Origin of the sequence: Burkholderia sp. Tr-862 (genome assembly GCF_011753085.1) — a bacterium.
Taxonomy (GTDB): domain Bacteria; phylum Pseudomonadota; class Gammaproteobacteria; order Burkholderiales; family Burkholderiaceae; genus Burkholderia; species Burkholderia ambifaria.
In genome coordinates, this window is record NZ_VWWG01000045.1 from 29624 (window position 1) to 48353 (window position 18730).

The 18730-nt window shown below is 65.5% G+C and carries 17 protein-coding genes and 1 pseudogene; 6 read left to right on the forward strand and 12 right to left on the reverse strand.

Features of this window, described 5'->3' with window-relative positions:
• Nucleotides 1-86: 86 nt before the first annotated feature.
• The gene (locus tag F3J14_RS15240) at nt 87-698 is read right to left on the reverse strand and encodes a TetR/AcrR family transcriptional regulator (RefSeq protein WP_166723695.1); all 612 of its coding nucleotides are present in this window, start codon (nt 696-698) and stop codon (nt 87-89) included.
• 94 nt (nt 699-792) lie between these two features.
• On the opposite strand from F3J14_RS15240, the gene F3J14_RS15245 reads away from it, so the two are divergent.
• Genes F3J14_RS15245 through F3J14_RS15255 form a run of 3 tightly spaced genes read left to right on the forward strand, consistent with a single transcriptional unit; the run spans nt 793 to nt 3549 of the window.
• Complete coding sequence (locus F3J14_RS15245; RefSeq protein ID WP_166723696.1) at nt 793-1713, forward strand: alpha/beta fold hydrolase; 921 nt, start codon at nt 793-795, stop codon at nt 1711-1713.
• Nucleotides 1700-2569 (forward strand): SDR family NAD(P)-dependent oxidoreductase, encoded by an 870-nt coding sequence (locus F3J14_RS15250; protein ID WP_166723697.1) that lies wholly within the window; start codon nt 1700-1702, stop codon nt 2567-2569. The genes F3J14_RS15245 and F3J14_RS15250 overlap by 14 nt, the downstream gene beginning before the upstream one ends.
• Complete coding sequence (locus F3J14_RS15255; RefSeq protein ID WP_247682224.1) at nt 2533-3549, forward strand: SDR family NAD(P)-dependent oxidoreductase; 1017 nt, start codon at nt 2533-2535, stop codon at nt 3547-3549. Before F3J14_RS15250 ends, F3J14_RS15255 begins: the two co-directional genes overlap by 37 nt.
• A gap of 607 nt (nt 3550-4156) precedes the next feature.
• On the opposite strand, the gene F3J14_RS15260 is transcribed toward F3J14_RS15255, so the two are convergent.
• The 7 genes and pseudogenes from F3J14_RS15260 to F3J14_RS15290 form a co-directional block, all read right to left on the reverse strand.
• Complete coding sequence (locus F3J14_RS15260) at nt 4157-5452, reverse strand: aminotransferase class I/II-fold pyridoxal phosphate-dependent enzyme (RefSeq protein WP_166723698.1); 1296 nt, start codon at nt 5450-5452, stop codon at nt 4157-4159.
• 169 nt (nt 5453-5621) lie between these two features.
• Nucleotides 5622-6776: a DUF1176 domain-containing protein gene (locus tag F3J14_RS15265; protein WP_166723699.1), complete on the reverse strand. Its 1155-nt coding sequence runs from the start codon at nt 6774-6776 to the stop codon at nt 5622-5624.
• 161 nt (nt 6777-6937) lie between these two features.
• Nucleotides 6938-7030 (reverse strand): annotated as a pseudogene (locus F3J14_RS15270) (nucleotidyltransferase domain-containing protein); the annotation flags it as partial.
• Between the two features lie 13 nt (nt 7031-7043).
• Nucleotides 7044-8267: an RtcB family protein gene (locus F3J14_RS15275; RefSeq protein ID WP_166723700.1), complete on the reverse strand. Its 1224-nt coding sequence runs from the start codon at nt 8265-8267 to the stop codon at nt 7044-7046.
• A 306-nt stretch (nt 8268-8573) separates the two neighbouring features.
• Nucleotides 8574-9335 (reverse strand): class I SAM-dependent methyltransferase, encoded by a 762-nt coding sequence (locus tag F3J14_RS15280; protein ID WP_166723701.1) that lies wholly within the window; start codon nt 9333-9335, stop codon nt 8574-8576.
• A 14-nt stretch (nt 9336-9349) separates the two neighbouring features.
• The gene (locus F3J14_RS15285; protein ID WP_166723702.1) at nt 9350-9976 is read right to left on the reverse strand and encodes a LysE family translocator; all 627 of its coding nucleotides are present in this window, start codon (nt 9974-9976) and stop codon (nt 9350-9352) included.
• An 82-nt stretch (nt 9977-10058) separates the two neighbouring features.
• Entirely contained in the window at nt 10059-10967 is a 909-nt protein-coding gene (locus tag F3J14_RS15290) for a LysR substrate-binding domain-containing protein (protein WP_166723703.1), read from the reverse strand.
• Between the two features lie 108 nt (nt 10968-11075).
• On the opposite strand from F3J14_RS15290, the gene F3J14_RS15295 reads away from it, so the two are divergent.
• Together F3J14_RS15295 and F3J14_RS15300 are read left to right on the forward strand one after the other, a co-directional pair.
• A complete protein-coding gene (locus F3J14_RS15295) occupies nt 11076-12158 on the forward strand; it encodes a tartrate dehydrogenase (protein WP_166723704.1) in 1083 nt (360 codons plus the stop codon).
• 193 nt (nt 12159-12351) lie between these two features.
• Nucleotides 12352-13662, forward strand: a complete 1311-nt coding sequence (locus F3J14_RS15300; protein WP_166723705.1) for an MFS transporter — start codon at nt 12352-12354, stop codon at nt 13660-13662.
• A gap of 74 nt (nt 13663-13736) precedes the next feature.
• On the opposite strand, the gene F3J14_RS15305 is transcribed toward F3J14_RS15300, so the two are convergent.
• Together F3J14_RS15305 and F3J14_RS15310 are read right to left on the reverse strand one after the other, a co-directional pair.
• Nucleotides 13737-14033, reverse strand: coding sequence for a hypothetical protein (locus F3J14_RS15305; protein ID WP_166723706.1), 297 nt, complete (start codon nt 14031-14033; stop codon nt 13737-13739).
• A gap of 95 nt (nt 14034-14128) precedes the next feature.
• Nucleotides 14129-14641: a shikimate kinase gene (locus tag F3J14_RS15310; protein WP_247682225.1), complete on the reverse strand. Its 513-nt coding sequence runs from the start codon at nt 14639-14641 to the stop codon at nt 14129-14131.
• 381 nt (nt 14642-15022) lie between these two features.
• On the opposite strand from F3J14_RS15310, the gene F3J14_RS15315 reads away from it, so the two are divergent.
• Nucleotides 15023-15823 (forward strand): hypothetical protein, encoded by an 801-nt coding sequence (locus F3J14_RS15315; protein WP_166723708.1) that lies wholly within the window; start codon nt 15023-15025, stop codon nt 15821-15823.
• Nucleotides 15824-15960: 137 nt separating this feature from the next.
• Here F3J14_RS15315 and argG read toward each other — a convergent pair whose 3' ends face one another.
• Both argG and F3J14_RS15325 read right to left on the reverse strand, forming a co-directional pair.
• Nucleotides 15961-17298: an argininosuccinate synthase gene (argG, locus tag F3J14_RS15320; RefSeq protein ID WP_105830012.1), complete on the reverse strand. Its 1338-nt coding sequence runs from the start codon at nt 17296-17298 to the stop codon at nt 15961-15963.
• Between the two features lie 337 nt (nt 17299-17635).
• Nucleotides 17636-18706: an FUSC family protein gene (locus tag F3J14_RS15325; RefSeq protein ID WP_166723709.1), complete on the reverse strand. Its 1071-nt coding sequence runs from the start codon at nt 18704-18706 to the stop codon at nt 17636-17638.
• Nucleotides 18707-18730 lie beyond the last annotated feature (24 nt).

Genomic DNA, 18730 nt, shown 5'->3' on the forward strand with positions numbered 1-18730 from the left:
GGCACCTTGGAAGGCCGCCTGACGGCAGACCAGTTGAGAACTGCTTGACGCTTTTGCAGTCGCCAGAGTTCCCTAGGCCCAAAGCGTCAATCACCCCGCCTCTTAATACCGCCGGTCAACAAAGAGATCGCGGTACGCAGTAGATCGTCGATGTGATCGACATCCAGTCGAAGGCTATCGGGGCGCCACATCAGGCTGATAACGCCATTCATCATTGCCCACAGCGCCGTCGAGGCGTGTTCCGGCTCGACGTCTGCATGCACCCACCCTTCATCGATACCTCGGCTGATCAATGCGGCCAATTTGGCGTTTTGCTGTTTGATGAGGGCAGCGATGCGCGCGAGCGCCTCCGGCTCATTCGGTGGTTCGACAAGGATACGGAATTGGTGCGGGCGCTCCTTGGCGAACCGCGCGTAAGCATCTGCCACACAACGTAGTTTCTTCTCCACATCACCATCGGATGCATAGGCCGCGTCCATGTACTCGCGGTTTTCTTCCAACGCGCGCTCCGCCACGGCAATGAGCAACGCGGAACGGCCACCTACACGGTTATAGAGCGTCTGCACTGCGACATCCGCCCGGCTCGCAACCGCTTCAGGCGTGACCGCGTCTAGCCCGCCCTCCGTCAGCAAAGTCTCGGCGGCTTGCAGGATCGCCAGTCGGGTCGAGGCTGCCCGGCGCTGAGTTCTCGATTCCATACGGGGTTTACCTCATTAATTGGATTGCATTCCAAAGTTAGAATACATTACAACATTGGATTGTAATCTATTCTCTCACACCTTGGAGGGACACATGGCTGGGCGGAGAAGTGTCGAGTTCGTGGCTGGCGGTCGCGGAGAACATTGCCGTGGCTGGCTGTACGAGCCTCGCGGGACGGGTCGGTTTCCTGTCATCGTGATGGCACACGGGCTGGGCGGAATCAAGGAAATGCGGCTCGACGCCTATGCGGAACGCTTTTGCGCGGATGGCTACGCGTGCCTCGTGTTCGACTATCGACATTTCGGCGCGAGCGACGGCTCCCCTCGCCAATTGCTCGATATCGATCGTCAACTGGAGGACTGGTCGGGTGCGATCGCTTTTGCACGCGCGAACAGCAATCTCCGTTCGGATCAGGTGGTCCTGTGGGGAACATCCTTCGGCGGCGGTCATGTGATTCTCTCCGCAGCACGCGACCCGACCGTTGCCGCTGCCATCGCGCAATGCCCGTTCACGGACGGGGTCGCGTCGTTGTTCGCGTTGAACTGGCGTAGCGCGCTCAAGGTTACCGCGCTCGCTCTATGCGATGTACTGCTATCCCTCGTCGGCAGGGCGCCGGTGATGGTGCCGACGGCGGGTCCCCCCGGTTCTGCCGCGTTGATGACTGCACCGGATGCCCTGGATGGCTATCTCGCGCTTGTCCCTGACGGGACTGCATTTCGCAATCAGGTCACAGCACGCTTCGGCCTGAACATCGTTCGGCACCGCCCCGGTCGCAAAGCAGGCGACATTTCCTGTCCGATTCTGTTTTGCGTTTGCGAAGCCGACTCCGTCGCTCCGGTGGGGCCGACGAAACGGTACGCCAGGCGCGCTCCCAAAGGGGAAATGCGCGCGTATCAGGCAGGCCACTTCGACATCTATGTGGGCAAGGACTTCGAACAGGTGGTCGCCGACCAGCTGGCATTTCTCCACCGTCACGTTCCAACGAAGCAAGGAGGCGCGCATGTCGACTTATAAGCTGGCGAACAAGGTGGTGGCCATTACCGGTTCCACCGGCGGCCTGGGATCGGCCTTGGCCGAAGCGCTGCACGCACGGGGCGCGCGTCTCGCACTTTTCGACCTCGAGGCAGACAGGCTCACGGCGCAAATTCGCAGCTTCGGCCGCCCTTCTGATGTTCTTGGCTGGACCGCCGACGTCCGCGATTTCGAAAGCATCGAAGCCGCAATGGCCAATGCGGCGTATCACTTTGGTCAAATCGATGTGGTCATCGCAAACGCGGGCATTGACACCATGGCCCCGATGGCCACCATCGACCCGGCCGCTTTTGATCGTGTCATCGACATCAACCTCAACGGCGTGTGGCGTACGTTCCGGGCCGGCTTGCCGTTCGTCCAGCAACAGCGCGGGTACATGCTGGCGATTTCGTCAATGGCCGCGTTTGTGCATTCGCCGCTACAGGCGTCCTATACGGCCAGCAAGGCAGGCGTCTGGGCGATGTGCGACAGCATCCGTCTGGAGCTTCGTCATCTGGGAATCGGGGTCGGCAGCGCGCATCCGACGTTCTTCCCGACGCCCCTGATGGACGATGTCGTTGCCGATCCTGCCGGCCGGGCATTGTGGCGAGGCAACGATCGAGGCTTCTGGAAGATGATCCCGCGAGAGCAGGTCGTGCGGGATATCGTGGCAGGCATTGAGCGGCGCGCGGACATGATCGTCGTACCAAAGATCAACAGCATCGTGGCCAAGGCACCCGGCTTCTTCAGGCGCTTCGTCGAACGCGCTGGCTTTCGCAGCGAGGACATTCAACGCGCCATCAGTCTGGCGTCGGCAACTGGATGGAACGACTCGGCTGCGCACGCTCCAGCGAAATGAATGGGCATCCGGTGGCCGCAGAAACCGATCGGCTTCGCGTGATCAGCGGAGCCGATGGCCCGGCATCCATCGCCCCCTGTTTGCGCAGCAATGGAAATCCAATAGCAGAGGAGCAGTACACAATGGCTTACGATCTTCAGGGAAAAGTCGTGCTTATCACGGGTGCTGCAGGCGGCATTGGTGCTGCGACCGCGCGCGAGTTGCATGCATGTGGAGCACGACTCGTTCTAACCGATGTGACGCAGGCTTCAGTGGACCGCCTCGCCGCGGAGTTTGACCCGGAGCGCACGATTGCCCTGGCGCTCGATGTCACTGATGCTGCCGCCACCAGGGCGGTCGTCCAACACGCCGTCGATAGATTCGGCCGCCTCGACGTTGCGTTCGCCAATGCCGGCATCTCATGGCACGATGTGCCCGCCACCGTGTACAGCTGCGATGAACAGGAGTTCGAACGAATCGTCGAGGTCGACCTGTTTGGTGTTTGGCGCACGATCAAGGCCGCATTGCCGGAGATCGTCCGCAATCGAGGTCAGGTCCTGGTCACCGCTTCGGTCTATGCGTTCGTGAACGGCATGGTCAACGCGCCTTACGCAGCGTCCAAAGCCGCAGTCGAGATGCTCGCGCGTTCACTGCGCGCCGAACTAGGCGGCACCGGGTCCACGGCGAGCGTGCTCTATCCGGGATGGGTGGCTACAGCAATTGCCAAGGTCGGCTTTGGCGGAAATGCGCTGGCGACGAAATTGATTGAAAAAGGGTTTCCTGCACCGTTGCGGCGACCGATACAACCCGAAGACGTCGCTAAGGCTGTCATAAAAGGGCTGCGAGACCGCCAACCGCGCATCGTCGTCCCGTTCCGGTGGGCACCGTTTTCGTGGACGCGAGGAATCTTCAACATCGTGACCGACTGGCATCTCGGGCGACAACATGAAATGCATAAGTTGATGCGCGAGCTTGAGCGCGCTCGAGACCGACAAAGCTAGCGCGAGTTCTGAGCGGTATGTTGGCAGCGCCGGCGAGCGGCTTTCCGTCTGAAAGGACGGCTGCTGCGCGCTAGCGTAAGACTCCCGGCAACTGAGAGGATCGGGTTGCCTCCAAATGGCCGTTTGCTAGTGCGGAGCGGACGTCCACGCGTCCATGTGACTGTGCTGGAGAATGACGCCTCCTGGCCGAACGCCGACGTTCCTCCCCAGCGTTCCCCCCGTAATCCGAGATGAACCAAAAAAAAGCCCGGCACTTCACGTGTCCGGGCCTAACGCGTGTTCGTGCCGTGCGGCAACGAATCGCTTGCGTGGGTGTAACGGGCATTGCCCGTCACGTTGTCGATCGTATCGAAGCGACCCATCGCGAAGCTGATCGGGACATGAAATTTTTGTCATGCAGGGGCGAATGCGTCGCGGTGCGACTCGCGTGATTCGTCTTCGACCGGTGACGCAACCGTCGTCGCACAATCACGATCTCACAGGCGCGCGCCACGCGGCGGCGAGGACGCCGCCGCAGGCGTTGCGATGCGCGGTGGTTCGGGAACGAACACCTTGAAGCCGCTGCGCGTTCAAGACAAAGCGGGCGTGTCGGCACGCCCGCGTCGGGTCATACCTGCGCGAGCGCCTGGTCGAGGTCGGCGAGCAGGTCGTCGATATGCTCGATGCCGATCGACAGCCGCACGGTTTCCTCCTTCACGCCGGCCTTCGCGAGTTCGGTGGGCGATAACTGGCGGTGCGTCGTCGAGGCCGGATGCGTTGCGAGCGACTTCGTGTCGCCGATGTTGACGAGCCGCGTGAACAGCTTCAGCGCGTCCTGGAACTTCGCGCCGCCATCACGGCCGCCCTTCACGCCGAAGGTCAGGATGCCGGGCGCGCGGCCCGACAGGTAGCGCGCGACGAGCGGATGGTCGGGGTGATCGGGCAGTCCCGCGTAGTTCACCCATTCGACGTGTTCATGGCGCGCGAGATGCTGCGCGATCTTCAGCGCGTTGTCGCTGATGCGTTCGACGCGCAGCGCGAGCGTCTCGATGCCCTGCAGGATCTGGAACGCGTTGAACGGCGAGATCGCCGCGCCCATGTTGCGCAGCGGCACGACGCGCGCGCGGCCGATATAGGCAGCCGGCCCGAACGCTTCTGTATAGACGACACCGTGATAGCTGACGTCGGGCTCGTTGAGCCGCTTGAAGCGGTCCGCATGCTGCGTCCACGGGAACTTGCCCGAATCGACGATCGCGCCGCCAAGGCTCGTGCCGTGGCCGCCGAGATACTTCGTCAGCGAGTGCACGACGATGTCCGCGCCATGTTCGAACGGGCGCAGCAGATACGGCGACGGCACCGTGTTGTCGACGATCAGCGGGATCCCGTGGCGATGCGCGATGTCGGCGAGCGCGACGATGTCGGTCACGTTGCCGAGCGGGTTGCCGACCGATTCCGCGAAGATCGCCTTCGTGCGCGCGTCGATCAGCGGCTCGAACGATGCGGGGTCGCGCGGATCGGCGAAGCGCGTCGTGATCCCGTATTGCGGCAGCGTATGCGCGAACAGGTTGTAGGTGCCGCCGTACAGCGAACTGGCGGACACGATGTTGTCGCCGGCTTCCGCGATCGTCTGGATCGCGTACGTGACGGCCGCCTGGCCCGACGCGAGCGCGAGTGCGCCGATGCCGCCCTCGAGCGCGGCGATCCGCTGCTCGAGCACGTCCGTCGTCGGGTTCATGATGCGCGTGTAGATGTTGCCCTGGACCTTCAGGTCGAACAGGTCCGCGCCGTGCTGCGTGTCGTCGAATGCGTACGCAACAGTCTGGTAGATCGGCACCGCGACCGAGCGCGTGGTCGGGTCGGGGCGATAGCCGCCGTGCACGGCGATGGTTTCGAGGCGCCAGTTCGATGCGGCCTGATCGGTCATGAGTGCTCCGCTTGTTGTTGTGGTGGTCGGCCGATTATAGGAGCACGTGCGCCGCTTTCTTTAGAACGAATGGTTTGTTGCTTATGGGGTGACGCGCATGGAATGCCCTTTCTGAAGGGCCGTGACGGGTTCTCGATCGTCGGCGCTTGAGCGAGCCGACGCCGATGCATCAGCGCGAGTTGTCGATCGAACCAGCCGTGCGATACAGCCGCGGCCACTGATCCTGGAACAACCCGTTGCAGGCGCCGTGCATCGCGACGTCGTTCAGCACGAAGCGTCGGCCGTCGAACACCCACGACGCGCTCGATCCGCAATCGCCGGCACTGCGCACGCGGTCGACGCTCGACAGCATCGCACGCGCGGGATCGTAGCTTGCTTCGGTCAACTGGTTCGTGAACGACGCCGGATCGAGCCCCGCGCTCGCGTGCTCGCCGAAATCCAGCGGCGTCGGCGCGTACGGCGCGCTGCGATGCACGCGATACCAGAGGTCCGTATGGTTGTACGCGCTGCTCGTCTGGCACGGGATCGACACGATCGCGTCGGTGGTCGAGATCGCGATGGCCGACGCCGTCTTGCGGCGATCGTGCGCCGACATTTCGTCGCCGGCATCGGCCACGCAACGCTTCACGTTGCCGCTGAATTTGTCGAACACGGCGTCGACCAGTGGGCGTTGTTCGGCGGGCGTGAGGTCGGCCACACGCGGTGCGGGGACGGGCGCGGGCGGCAACGCCGGTGCGGCGGGCACCGACGACGCGGGCCGCGTGCCCTTGCGCAGCAGCGCGGTGACCGTGCCGATGCGGCCCTGCGTGTCGTCGATCAGCAGCAGGGCGGCGTTGAGCCCCGACAGCGAGACGCGCGGTGTGCGCGCGGCGGCCGGGTCGCCGAAACTGACCATCTGCGCGTTGTGTGACATGGTCAGCCACGCGTCGACGGTCGTCGGGTCGCTGGTGCGGATGCGGAACGGATAGACGTCGCCATCTTCGTTGCCCGTCCTGGCGACGGCGTGCCACTCGACCGGCATCGCGTCGAACGGCTGGCCGTCCGCGCGTGCGGTGCGCAGGTCGAGCGGTGCCGATGCGAAGATTTCCAGCGACGCTCGCGCGTCGGCGCCGGCATCGCGCGTGAGTCGCACGATCATGCTGGTGCGGGTGTCGTCGATGTCGTCGTTGCCGCCTTCGGCGACACAGCGGTTCGCGTTGTCGCAAACGACTGACCAGTTCTTGAAGTCGCGCGCGACCGAATGTTGCGCGGGATCGCGCGCGGCGGCGGAGAGCGACGCGGTGAGCAGGGTGACGGCGACGGCAAGCGGGAGATGACGAAACATGACGGTTCGTATCGGCGGTGACGGGGCGAAGGGCGGATGTCCGGTTGCACGCGCATCGCGAGCGCGCGATGCGGATCGGGCGCGGCCGGACAGCATCAAGTATACCGCCGCTACGATGACGATTCGTGTGACGGTTGTCGAAGAGCGCGTGGATCGCGGGGCGGTGACGAGAAGCCCCGGCCGTGGCTGCCCGATTCGCAGGCGAACAGCACGCTCACGTGATGGCGTCGCTCGACGTCCTCCAGTTCCGTCATCACGCGCGCCGCGCTATCCCTTCACGCACACCACCTGCCGCAGCGTATGCACCACTTCGACGAGGCTGCGCTGCGCCGCCATCACCGCATCGATGTTCTTGTAGGCCATCGGAATTTCGTCGACGACGCCCGCGTCCTTCCGGCATTCGACGCCGCGCGTCGCCTTCACCTGGTCGTCGGCCGTGAAGCGGCGCTTCGCCTCGGTCCGGCTCATCGCGCGGCCGGCGCCGTGGCTGCACGAACAGAAGCTTTCCGGGTTGCCAAGCCCGCGCACGATGAAGCTCTTCGCGCCCATCGAGCCCGGAATGATCCCGAGCTGCCCCTTCTGCGCGGACACCGCGCCCTTGCGGGTCACGAGCACGTCCTCGCCGAAGTGGCGTTCGCGCTGCACGTAGTTGTGGTGGCAGTTCACCGCGTGTTCGTCGACCGAGAACGGCTTCGCGATCACGGCGCGCGCCGCGCCGATCACCGCATCCATCATGGCCTGCCGGTTGCGGCGCGCGTAGTCCTGCGCCCAGCCGACCGCTTCGAAGTAATCGTCGAAGTGCCGGCTGCCCTCGGTGAAATACGCGAGGTTGCGATCCGGCAGGTTCGCGATGTGCTGCCGCATGTCGGCCTGCGCGAGTTCGATGAACAGGCTGCCGATCGCGTTGCCGACGCCGCGCGAGCCGCTGTGCAGCATGAACCACACGTGATCCGCTTCGTCGATGCACACCTCGATGAAGTGGTTGCCCGTGCCGAGCGTGCCCAGATGCGCGTAGTGGTTCGTCTTTTCCAGCTTCGGATATTTATCGACGATGCGCTTGAAACCCGGCAGTAGCGACTTCCACGACTCGGTCACGGCGGCCGGCGTGCGGTCGCCCCAGGCGCCCGGATCGCGACGGCCCGGCGCACGGCCGTGCGGCACCGCGCGTTCGATCGCGCTGCGCAGCCCGCCGAGCGAGTCCGGCAGGTCTGCGGCGGTGAGCGTCGTGCGCGCGGCCATCATCCCGCAGCCGATGTCGACGCCGACCGCGGCCGGGATGATTGCGCCCTTCGTCGGGATCACGCTGCCGATCGTCGAGCCCTTGCCGAGGTGGACGTCCGGCATTACCGCGACGTGCCTGAAAATGAACGGCATCTGCGCGGTGTTGCGCAATTGTGCGCGCGCGTCGTCCTCGACCGCGACGCCTTGTGTCCACATCTTCACCGGCTTGCCGTTCGCCAGTTCCATCACCTGAAAATCGTCGTTACTCATTTGCATCACCATTCATTCGTCCGGCGCGGCTTGGTCGATCCGTTCCGCGACGCGCCCGAGCGTTTCCAGCTCCTTGAGCCGCAGCGCGGTCGGGTCATCTTCCATCACCTTCGCGGTGTTCAGCGCTTCCCCATATTCTTGTCTTTTTCTTCAACGGCCGCCGGGCGACACACATCGCCCGGATCGGGGTCCGACGCGATCGGGTGGGCGGCGCGTGGATTCGGCGCGGCCGCACGCTGCGACGCATCCTGCATCGCGTTGTCGTGCGGCGTGCCGTCCGGTCGAGCCGGCCCGATATTCGACCGCTCAAACGCGGCAGATCGCAATGATCTCCGCGCTGGCCGCGTCGTCGAACGGCGCGCCGTGCCAGTCGCCGCACCACTCAGTCGACGAGAAACCGGCGGCCGCGACCCGCGCCTGCAGTTCGCTTTGCGCGATGAAGCGCAGCCGGCTCGCGTTGTTCACCTGCGTATCGTCACGGTGAAAGCGGTAGACCGTGTCGAACGACACGATCGGCCCGTCGACCGCGGTCACCGCGTGGTGCAGCTCGACGACGCCGAATTCCGGCGACTCGATGCGGGATACTGACGCTTGCGGCGTCCACGCACGCCACGGCTCGACACGCGGGTTGCGGGTTTCGAACAGGAAGCGGCCACCGTCGGCCAGCACGCGCCGTACGCCGCGCAGCGTCGCGTCGATCTCCGCGTCGGTCAGCAGGCACTGGAACGCGTGCCCGGTCATCACGACGGCGTCGAATGGCGCGCCGCGCGGCAGGCCGTCGAGGCCGCACGCGAACCAGCGCACGGCGTCGGCGCCCGGCTGGCGTCGCGCATGGCCGATCATCGCGGGCGCGGGATCGATCGCGACGACGTCGTGTCCGGCCGACGCAAGCCGCCGCGCGAACGTGCCGGTGCCGCAGCCGAGATCGAGGATCCGTTGCCGCGCGGCGCCGATGCGCGAGGCGTAGAACGCGAAGTCGCGATCACCGGCGTTGAACCGGTCGTAGACCGCGACGAGGCGCGGGTCGGTGTAGAGGCGTTCGCCGGCAGGCGCGGCGCCGGACGTCATGCGAAACGCGCGGGTCAGCGCTGCTGCACCGCGACGCGCAGCCCGAGCGCGATGAAGATCGAGCCGATGATCTTCCCCTGCCAGCGCGTGAGCCATGCGAGCCGCTTCACGACGCGCCCGAGCGGGCGGATCGAGCACGCGATCAGCGTCGTGTAGAGCGAGCTCAGCACGACGAAGATCAGCCCGAGCACTGCGAACTGGACGAACGTCGAGCCGCGCTCCGGATGCACGAACTGCGGCATGAACGCGAGGAAGAACAGCGCGGTCTTCGGGTTCAGCACTTCGGCGGGAATCGCCTGGAGGTACGCCTTCAGCGGCGTGATGGCCGACACCTTCGGCAGCGACGGATCGGATGGCCGGTCGAGCAGCGCACGCACGCCGAGGTAGATCAGGTACGCGGCGCCGATCAGCTTCACGACGTTGAACGCGAGCGCCGACGTCATCAGCAGCGCCGACAGCCCGACGGCCGCGAACAGCGTATGCACGAAATCGCCGCTCGCGACGCCGAGACCGGTCAGGATGCCGGTCTTGCGGCCGCCCTGCACGGTGCGACTCAGCACCAGCAGCACGGCGGGGCCCGGGATCAGGAACAGGCCCAGAACGACGGCCGTGAAGGTGGTCAGCGTGGTCAGGTCGAACATGGCGGCTCCAGCAAGGTGGGCGCTGCGGCGGGGGAGGATCGACGCATTGTATTCGGTTCGCCGCTCGTCCGCTCCCGCCCCGTCACCCACCCAGCTCCCCCGCCAGATAGTCCACGAACGCGCGTATCCGCGCGGACATCTGATGCCGTTGCGCATACACCGCGTAAATGTCCGCGGCCGGCGTCTCGTAGTCGGGCAGCACGACGACGAGGCGCCCGTCGGCCACGTAGTCGCGGATATCCCATTCCGCGCGCATCAAAATCCCGTGTCCGTCGAGCGCCCACTTCACCGCGATCTCGCCGTCGTTCGTCGTCAGGTTGCCGTTGATCCGCACGGCCTCCGTGTTGCGCGCCGCGCCGCGTCCGCCCGTCAGCCGCCAGATCCCGTAGCCTTCGTCGCCTTGCCGGATGCCGATGCAGTTGTGCCGCGTCAGCTCGTGCGGTGTGCCCGGTGTCCCGTGCCGAGCGAGATACGCGGGCGCCGCGCACAGCAGCCGGCGGTTCGGCGCGAGCCGCCGCGCGACGACGCGCGTGTCGGGCGGCTCGCCGAAGCGGATGCACACGTCGAACGCGTCGTCCGTCAGCGGCGGCGGCATCACCGACAGCTGCAACTGCACCGACACTTCCGGATAGCGCGCGACGAAGCGCGAGATCGCCGGGCCGACGTGGCTGCGCCCGAAGCCGAGCGTCGCGTTCACGCGCAGCAGCCCCTTCGGCCGCTGTTTCGCGCTGCCGAGCAGTTCGCCCAGTTCGTCCATCTGATCGAGGATCCGGCGGGCGTAGTCGAGATACACGTCGCCCTCGGGCGTCAGCATCATGCGCCGTGTCGTGCGGTTGACGAGCGTCACGCCGGCGCGGCGCTCCATCTGCGTGAGCCGCTTGCTGACGGCCGCGGCGGTCAGCCCGAGTTCGCGCGCGGCCGCGCTCAGGCTGCCCGATGCGGCCAGCGTCGAGAAGAAGCCGAGATCGGCCGGCTGGACGGTATCCGACATGACGGGATTCATGAATAAAAGTTAAAGATGCTTTGAGTCTAGCACCGGTTCCCGTACTGCCGGTTCGGTAAAGTGCATTCACGCTTACGATCAATCGAGGATGTCAGCATGAAGACCTACCGTATCGCAACCATTCCCGGCGACGGCATCGGCAAGGAAGTGGTGCCGGCCGGCAAGCAGGTGCTGGAAGCGCTGGCCCGCGGCAGCGACCGCTTTGCGTTCGAGTTCGAGGATTTCGACTGGGGCGCCGATTACTACCGCCAGCACGGCGCGATGATGCCGGCCGACGGCCTCGACGCGCTGCGCGGCAAGGACGCGATCCTGTTCGGCTCGGCGGGCGATCCCAACGTGCCCGACCACGTGACGCTGTGGGGCTTGCGCCTGAAGATTTGCCAGGGCTTCGACCAGTACGCGAACGTGCGCCCGACGCGCATCCTGCCCGGCATCGACGCGCCGCTGAAGCGCTGCGGGCCGGACGATCTGAACTGGGTGATCGTGCGCGAGAACTCGGAGGGCGAATACGCGGGCGTCGGCGGCCGCGTGCACCAGGGGCATCCGATCGAGGCCGCGACCGACGTGTCGATCCTCACGCGCGCCGGCGTCGAACGCATCATGCGCTTCGCGTTCCGGCTCGCGCAGTCGCGTCCGCGCAAGCTGCTGACCGTCATCACGAAGAGCAACGCGCAGCGTCACGCGATGGTGATGTGGGACGAGATCGCGAAGCAGGTCGCGCAGGAATTCCCCGACGTCACGTGGGACAAGGAACTCGTCGACGCCGCGACCGCGCGCATGGTGAACCGCCCGGCGTCGCTCGACACGATCGTCGCGACGAACCTGCACGCGGACATCCTCAGCGATCTCGCCGCCGCGCTCGCCGGCAGCCTCGGCATCGCGCCGACCGGCAACATCGATCCCGAGCGCCGCTATCCGTCGATGTTCGAGCCGATCCACGGCTCCGCGTTCGACATCATGGGCAAGGGCCTCGCGAATCCGGTCGGCACGTTCTGGTCGGTCGTGATGCTGCTCGAGCATCTCGGCGAGACGGACGCCGCCGCGCGCGTGATGCAGGCGATCGAGGCCGTCACGGCCGACCCGTCGCTGCATACGCGCGACCTCGGCGGCAGCGCGAGCACCGCGCAGGTGACGGCGGCCGTCTGCGAGCGCGTCGCGAACGCGGCGGTCGCCGCCTGACGGCAACGAGGACGGTAACGGCCGCGCGCGTACGCAGCCGTTCGTCGTCGATTCACCGCCCCTGAATTTTCTGCCTGCGACTCGCGCATTCGACGCGAGCCGGGCGCCGGTGTGCGCGCGTCGTCGTGACACCGGCCGGCACCCACTGGGCACGCGCGCACCGCGCACGGCTCGACCTCCAAGGAGGAGACACATGCAAGCGGATCTTGAAACCCGTGTCGCGCAGAAACTGATGTGGCGCATCATTCCGTTCGTGATGCTGCTTTACTTCGTCAGCTTTCTCGATCGCGTCAACGTCGGCTTCGCGGCGATGACGATGAACAAGGCGATCGGCCTGTCGCCGACCGCGTTCGGATTCGGCGGCGGCCTGTTCTTCATCGGCTACTTTCTCTTCGAAGTGCCGAGCAATCTGATTCTCCATCGCGTCGGCGCACGCATCTGGATCGCGCGCGTGATGATCACGTGGGGCATCGTGTCCGCGGTGTCCGCGTTCGCGGCCGGGCCGACGAGCTTCTACGTGCTGCGCTTCCTGCTCGGCATGGCGGAAGCCGGATTCTTCCCCGGCATCATCCTGTACCTGAGCCTGTGGTTTCCCACGAAGCAGCGCGCGGTGGCTGCCGCGTGGTTCATGGCGGCCGCGCCGATCTCCACCGCGATCGGCTCGCCGCTGTCGGGCGCGATCATGCAGATGCCGCCGATGTTCGGGCTCGCCGACTGGCAGATGCTGTACATCGTCGAAGCGCTGCCGGCGGTCTTGCTCGGCTTCGTCGTGCTGAAGTGCCTGACTGATTCGCCGTCGAAGGCCGCGTGGCTGCAGCCGGACGAGCGCGACTGGCTGATCGCGAAGCTGAAAGCCGAAGCCGACGCGCGCCACACGCATGCCGGGCATACGGCCGGCGCATGGCAGGCGCTGCGCGATCCGCGCGTGCTGGCGCTCGCGCTGATCTACTTCGGCACGTCGGCAGGGCTGTATACGCTCGGCCTGTGGGCGCCGCTGATGGTCAAGCAGTTCGGCTTCACCGCGTTGCAGACGGGCTTGCTCACCGGCATCCCGAGCATCGCCGCGGTCGTCGCGATGATCGTCTGGGCGCGGCATTCGGATCGCACCGGCGAGCGCACGTGGCATGTCGTGATTCCGTGCGTGCTGGCCTGCATCGGCTTCGTGTTCGCGGGGCAGGCGAGCACCGCGCTCCTGACCGTGCTCGCGCTGGTCGTCGTCAACATCGGGATCAGCGCCGCGAAGGCACCGCTGTGGGCGATGCCGAGCGCGTTCCTGTCAGGCGCCGGCGCGGCCGCGGGGATCGCGATGATCAACTCGATCGGCAACCTCGGCGGCTTCGTCGGGCCGTTCGCGATCGGCTGGCTCAAGCATGTGACGGGCGGGTATGCGGCCGGGCTGTACGTGGTGGCGGGCACGCTCGCGGTGTCGGCGGTCGTTACGTTGATGCTCAGTCGCAAGGAGGCGAGGGCGCACATCGTGACGGGGGCGCAGCAGCATCATTGAAGGCTGCGCGCGTCCGCGGTCATGTATCCGGCACACGCACGGCGCGCGCCCGCATTCACCGGTTCGGGCATGTCTTACGCGTTGAACCAGAACCACAGGCCCGGGATGCAGAGCAGAAGGTGCAGCGGGAGCGCGATGCGGAATGAAGTTTCCGGACGCTGGTCCGGTTTCGACGTATCGGCCACGAGACAACCGACGCCGACGGCAAGCGCCAGGACGGAGACAGTGGCCATGCTCCGCAGGCCGAAGCCGAGAACGCCGACACCTGCGTAAGGATCGATCATCGAGCTGGCATAGCCGTAGCACATCACCATCGCAATGATTTCAATGACCGCGAGCCACGCGAGAAGAGAGCCGAGTCGTGTTGTCATGTTGTATCGGGTGTCGTTTCAGGTTGGCGAAAAGCCTCGAGGATACACGGCGCGCCGACGACGTTCCCGGCGACGACGTGATCGAAGCGGGCGCGTCAATGTGCGGGAAGCGCCGCACGACGAGCGATCTCCGTCGCACACGCATCGGTCGACGCTTTCGACGTATCGACGAAGCAATCGCTGAACACGCGCGCCGCATACCCTTCGCGATACATCTCGGCGATCCGTTGCCGCTCCCAGTCCGTCAGTGCGCGCGTGCCGCGATTCGACGACGCGATCGCTTCGGGCGGCGCGAGCGTGACGACGAACAACCGGGCGGCGCGTGCGTCGCAGACCGCGCGCAGTTGCTCGTATTCCGCTTCGCCGATCGGATAGGCGATCACCAGATGACGTTCGCTCGCGTGCATGATCTGCGTAACCAGACGCTCCAGCGCGATCGCCCACTGTACGTCGAACGGGGCGTCGTCGGGCGCGTCGTGATCGTCGCCGTCGATGAAGCGCGCATCGGGCAGCACGCGTGCGAGCGCGAGACCGATCGTCGTCTTGCCGCTATTGATCGGGCCGTTCAGGTGGATGACGGTGAGAGGCGCGTTCGATGGAACAGTCATGAAGGGCGTGCTTGATCGGAACGCCTGCATTGTGCCTCCAAATGAAATCCGTTTGTAATGTCAGCCGCGAAGCGATCAGAAGAATTATTCGATCAAGCACCCTAAAGAAACCTTCAGCGTCCGCCGTTACCTTCCTCGGTAGCTCACCGAAGTATTGCTGAAGCTGCACGACCACACGACCAGACAACCGGGGGCGCACGGCCGGCGAAGCCATGCGCATGATCAGAAGATGAGACGCACCGATTCGATTCGGCGCGCAGGCAACGGGGCCCGCGCGTCGTCTGCCTTTGCGTTGCCGCAGCCGGCCTGCTGCGGCATTGCGCCGTCATCTCCGCGGATGTCGCTTCAACGTTCCGTCAACAACAAAACGCCACTCATCCAATGAAGAACTCCTCCAAAGCCACCCTGTTCGGTTGCGGCCTGCTCGTGACGCTGCTGTCCGGCTGCGTCACGCTGCCGAACACGGACATGAAACCCGAAGCGCGTCAGAAGCTGCATTCGATCGCGATCCTCGACGTCACCGAGCCGAAGCGTGTCGCGGTCGTCAACCTCGGCGGCGCGGCGGCCGGGTTCGGGCTGATCGGCGCGCTCACGCAAGCCGCCGTCAACTCGAGCCATACGAGCACCTACACGGATCACGTGACGGTCGGCAAGATCGCGTTCGCACCCGACATCGTCGACGGCGTAACGGGCCGCCTTACCGATACCGGATATCAGGTCGTGAGGCTGAATGGCCAGAAGGTGAAGCTCGCCGATGACGGCAAGTCGGACGACTATTCCGCGATCCAGACCGATGCGGATGCGATCATGAACGTATGGTTCACGTCGTTCGGCTATATCTCGCCGCCCAACCAACTCGATTACATCCCGTGGGTGGTCGTCCGCGCGCGCATTCTCGACGCGAAGACGAAGCAGGACATCTATTTCAAGACGTTCGCGTGCGGCTACGACATCAAGGCGAACAGCGTCCACGTCGACAGCGATTTCGCTTACACGTACGGCAGCTTCAGCGATCTCGAGAAGAATTTCGACAAGTCGGTGGAAGGGATCAAGTCGTGCGAGAAGTCGGTCGCGGACATGATCGGTCGGGATCTGGCACGCACGCCGGCGCCGGTGACGGCTTCCACGGCGATGACGACGACTGCGGCCACTGCGACCGCGACGGCCACGGCAGCGAAATGATCGTGATGCGCGTGCAGGATCGTCGCGATACGCGTTCGCGTTCCGAATCCGGCAGGGCTTGAAGAAAGCGGGAAGGGGAGTACTGCACGCGGGCGGGCGGCGTAAAAGCCGCCCGCCCGCTCGCGAAAGCGACTGGCTTACTTGTCGCTATCGCCCTTGATCTGCGGCAACGCCGACGTTTCACCCGGCGTCAGCAGGCCGACTTGCGAGTACACGCGCAGCTTGTCACGCGTATCGGTGATGTCGAGGTTGCGCATCGTCAGCTGGCCGATCCGGTCGCGCGGCGAGAACGTCGATGCAACCTTCTCCATCGACAGGCGTTCCGGCTGGTACGTGAGGTTCGGCGACTTCGTGCTCAGGATCGAGTAGTCGTTGCCGCGGCGCAGTTCGATCTTCACTTCACCGGTGATCGCGCGTGCAACCCAGCGCTGTGCGGTTTCGCGCAGCATGATCGCCTGCGGGTCGAACCAGCGGCCCTGGTACAGCAGGCGGCCGAGACGGCGGCCGTTCTCGCGGTACTGCTCGATCGTGTCTTCGTTGTGGATGCCGGTGACGAGGCGCTCGTAGGCGATGTACAGCAGCGCGAGGCCCGGGGCTTCGTAGATGCCGCGGCTCTTCGCCTCGATGATGCGGTTCTCGATCTGGTCGCTCATGCCGAGGCCGTGGCGGCCGCCGATGCGGTTCGCTTCGAGCAGCAGCTCGACCGGGTCCTTGAACTCGACGCCGTTCAGCGCGACCGGCTGGCCGGCTTCGAAGCGTACCGTCACTTCCTCGGCGGCGATCTTCACGTCGTCGCGCCAGAACGCGACGCCCATGATCGGGTTCACGATCTTGATGCCGCTTTCGAGGCTTTCCAGGTCCTTCGCCTCGTGCGTCGCGCCGAGCAGGTTCGAGTCGGTGGAATACGCCTTCTCGGCCGACATCTTGTACGCGAAGCCGGCCTGGTTCATGAATTCGGACATTTCGGCGCGGCCGCCGAGTTCGTCGATGAACGTCTGGTCGAGCCACGGCTTGTAGATCTTCAGATCCGGGTTCACGAGCAGGCCGTAGCGGTAGAAACGCTCGATGTCGTTGCCCTTGTACGTGCTGCCGTCACCCCAGATGTTGACGCCGTCTTCCTTCATCGCGGCGACGAGCATCGTGCCGGTCACGGCGCGGCCGATCGGCGTCGTGTTGAAGTACGTGACGCCGGCCGTCGTGATGTGGAACGCGCCGCTTTGCAGCGCCGCAATGCCTTCGGCGACGAGCTGCGCGCGGCAGTCGATCAGGCGGGCGCCGGCTGCGCCGTATTCGATCGCGCGTTTCGGGATCGCGTCGTAATCGTCTTCGTCGGGCTGGCCGAGGTTCGCCGTGTATGCGTACGGGACGGCGCCCTTCAGTTTCATCCAGTGCAGCGCGGCGCTGGTGTCCAGGCCGCCGGAGAAGGCGATACCGACCTTCTGGCCGGTCGGGAGGCTTTCGAGAATCGTGCTCATAGGAATTACCGTGGATTGAAGCCGGTGGGATCGTATTTCGCGGAATATGCGAGTATCGGCTGTCCGGGAAGTTGGGGCAAGACCTGATTTTCGCGCCAATGCGTCGTCGGGCCTGTCGCGGCGGGCCTGGCGGCCGGTTAACCGCCCGGAGAATCCGCCGCGAAGCGGCCCCGAAAGGCGGCCGAAACCGGCGGGAACGCGCCGGTACGCAAGCGCTGTTGCCGGGGCCGGATCGACCGAAAAGGGCGACCGATGTCGTCACGATGCAATCCCGGCCTAATGAAAGGCATGTGAAAGTTTTCTCGCCGTCTGCCGGAATCCGTCGAGCTTCAGACCTTCAGATATTCCATGCCTGCGCGGTATCGAGCAGTTTCTCGCGCAACTGATCCACTTCGGCGGCCAGCTTGGCCGTGATCGACACGTAGCCCAACAACTGCGGCGGCGGCGCGTCGTGCGGCGGATCGGCCGGCCGGCGGCGCGGCGCGAGCCGGCTCGGCGTGCCGAACTTGAGCGCGCGGCTCGCGCCGACGAGCGTGTCGCGGATGCGCCGGTTCACGGCCTTCATCCCGATTCGCATGTATTCGCGGGCGGCGAGGTCGTCGCGGGCCGGCACGGCGCTCGACAGGATCTCCAGGTAGCCGATGCACAGGCGCAGGCTGCGCTGGATTGCCTCGAGGTGGGTGACCGAGATCTCGCACTCCTTCGACACCGACGGCATCAGCGAACGCAACTGCACCAGCAGCGCGCTCAGCGCGGCCATTTCCTTCAGGTGCGCGTCGTCGCTCACCTGGCGGTCGCCCGCGAGCCGTGCGTGCACGGCCGCGCACGCGCGCAGCGCGTCGGCGAGCTTGTAGCGCCACGAGTAGGTCGCATAGAGCGGCAGCGCGAACGAGAACGCCAGCGCGATCACGATGCCGACCAGCACATTCACCGCGCGCCACAGGCCGTCGACGATCTCGTTGTCGCCGTGTCCGGCGACGATCACCATCGTGATCGCCGACAGCAGCGCGATGTAGCCGGCCTTGCCGATCGCGTGATACGCGCAGAGCCCGCACGCGATCGACATCAGCAGGTAGATCGCGAGCGGCGCGTGCAGGACGGAATACAGCACGATCAGCCCGAGCCCCGCGAGCGCGCCGATCGACGTGCCGAGCGCGCGCTCGGCCGCCTTCTTGCGGATGTTGCCGTGGTGCTGCAGCCCGCCGACGACGATCAGCACGGTGATCGTCGACCATTCGCCGTGCGGCACGCGGAGGCCGGTGGACAAGCCGATCGACACGAGGATCGCGAGCGCGACGCGCGCCGCATGGATCAGCTTCGCGTGCCGGTAGCGGCGGTACGGGTCCAGCAGAGGACGGAGCGCGTGGCGCAGGAGCGGCGGCAGTCGGGCAGGGAGCTGGGCAGTCATGACGGAGTGGGGGTGGCCGGCGGG

Coding starts and splice junctions, on each gene's coding strand:
- F3J14_RS15325 (WP_166723709.1), bottom strand. CDS start 18,706: ATGACTGCCCAGCTCCCTGCCCGACTGCCGCCGCTCCTGCGCCACGCG.
- F3J14_RS15315 (WP_166723708.1), top strand. CDS start 15,023: ATGAAGAACTCCTCCAAAGCCACCCTGTTCGGTTGCGGCCTGCTCGTG.
- F3J14_RS15255 (WP_247682224.1), top strand. CDS start 2,533: ATGGAACGACTCGGCTGCGCACGCTCCAGCGAAATGAATGGGCATCCG.
- F3J14_RS15245 (WP_166723696.1), top strand. CDS start 793: ATGGCTGGGCGGAGAAGTGTCGAGTTCGTGGCTGGCGGTCGCGGAGAA.
- F3J14_RS15285 (WP_166723702.1), bottom strand. CDS start 9,976: ATGTTCGACCTGACCACGCTGACCACCTTCACGGCCGTCGTTCTGGGC.
- argG (WP_105830012.1), bottom strand. CDS start 17,298: ATGAGCACGATTCTCGAAAGCCTCCCGACCGGCCAGAAGGTCGGTATC.
- F3J14_RS15275 (WP_166723700.1), bottom strand. CDS start 8,267: ATGAGTAACGACGATTTTCAGGTGATGGAACTGGCGAACGGCAAGCCG.
- F3J14_RS15265 (WP_166723699.1), bottom strand. CDS start 6,776: ATGTTTCGTCATCTCCCGCTTGCCGTCGCCGTCACCCTGCTCACCGCG.
- F3J14_RS15280 (WP_166723701.1), bottom strand. CDS start 9,335: ATGACGTCCGGCGCCGCGCCTGCCGGCGAACGCCTCTACACCGACCCG.
- F3J14_RS15305 (WP_166723706.1), bottom strand. CDS start 14,033: ATGACAACACGACTCGGCTCTCTTCTCGCGTGGCTCGCGGTCATTGAA.
- F3J14_RS15260 (WP_166723698.1), bottom strand. CDS start 5,452: ATGACCGATCAGGCCGCATCGAACTGGCGCCTCGAAACCATCGCCGTG.
- F3J14_RS15290 (WP_166723703.1), bottom strand. CDS start 10,967: ATGTCGGATACCGTCCAGCCGGCCGATCTCGGCTTCTTCTCGACGCTG.
- F3J14_RS15300 (WP_166723705.1), top strand. CDS start 12,352: ATGCAAGCGGATCTTGAAACCCGTGTCGCGCAGAAACTGATGTGGCGC.
- F3J14_RS15295 (WP_166723704.1), top strand. CDS start 11,076: ATGAAGACCTACCGTATCGCAACCATTCCCGGCGACGGCATCGGCAAG.
- F3J14_RS15310 (WP_247682225.1), bottom strand. CDS start 14,641: ATGACTGTTCCATCGAACGCGCCTCTCACCGTCATCCACCTGAACGGC.
- F3J14_RS15250 (WP_166723697.1), top strand. CDS start 1,700: ATGTCGACTTATAAGCTGGCGAACAAGGTGGTGGCCATTACCGGTTCC.
- F3J14_RS15240 (WP_166723695.1), bottom strand. CDS start 698: ATGGAATCGAGAACTCAGCGCCGGGCAGCCTCGACCCGACTGGCGATC.